At 42.0% G+C, this 1,025-nt stretch carries 1 protein-coding gene; it reads left to right on the top strand.

The window, feature by feature from the left end:
• Window positions 1-988 (top strand): transposase (locus tag A1232T_RS00025; RefSeq protein ID WP_077447460.1); only part of this gene is annotated, 988 nt, incomplete at its 5' end.
• Between the last annotated feature and the right edge of the window lie 37 nt (window positions 989-1,025).

The raw sequence follows: 1,025 nt of genomic DNA, 5'->3' as shown, positions 1-1,025 counted from the left end.
TGCGATGACACATAACTTAGATGTTGGTTATGAATTGCAATCAAGCGTTTTAGTTAGTGATATCAATGGCAGTCCTATAGCAACGCCTGCTCAGAACCTTGTAACCGCCAATGGCGTTCATAGTAGTTATCAGGATACTCCTGCCAAACAAACCCATCTTAATGAATTAACCACACGCATTGAATATTTAGAGCAGCAAGGATTTGATAAACCTTTAATTCATATTATCGATAGAGAAGCTGACTCAGCCTATCACATGCGTCAATGGGATGAGCATGATTACAAGTTTATCACTCGAGTCAAAGCAGGCTCCTACTTAAGTTATGAGGGTAAGTCCCAGCGCTGTAGCCAGATAGCTGGGCAACTTAATTTTAGCTATCAACGACAAGTCAATTACAAAGGTAAAGCTGCTAAACAATATATCGCCACGGCGAAAGTGGTATTAACTCGCAGCGCTAAACCCCAAGCTATTGACCCTGCAACAGGTAAGCGAATAGCACCGATTAAAGGTAAGCCCTTATCTTTACTGTTAACCGTCAGTCGTATCTATGATGATCAAGATAAACGGCTAGCGACTTGGTATTTATTAAGTAACTTGCAAGAGACGTCCGTCAAGGGTGCAGATATTAGTCAGTGGTATTATTGGCGTTGGCAAATAGAATCTTATTTTAAATTGCTTAAAAGTGCAGGACTTCAGCTAGAGTCCTGGTTACAGCAAAGTGGAGACGCTTATTTTAAGCGGTTGTTAATTGCCTCTCAGGCTTGTACGCTCGTGTGGCGTATTATGCAAGCATCTGATAAACAGTCACAAGAGTTTGCTTTGTTTTTAGTGCGCCTCTCAGGTCGGCAAATGAAACGCAGCAAACCAATAACCGCACCTGCTGTGATGGCAGGATTGTTCCAATGGCTTAAATTTAACGAGCTCTTTAATCACTACTCCCCTGATGATCTAAAATACTTTGCTGAGGCGGCTAGAAAACTTGTGTAGATACCTATGCACTTCAGGGGGTGGATATAAGGCGACA

The organism is Psychrobacter pasteurii (assembly GCF_900162815.1).
Lineage (GTDB): Bacteria > Pseudomonadota > Gammaproteobacteria > Pseudomonadales > Moraxellaceae > Psychrobacter > Psychrobacter pasteurii.
The sequence above is the reverse complement of the archived record's forward strand: the minus strand, read 5'-3'. Positions and strand labels throughout refer to the sequence as shown.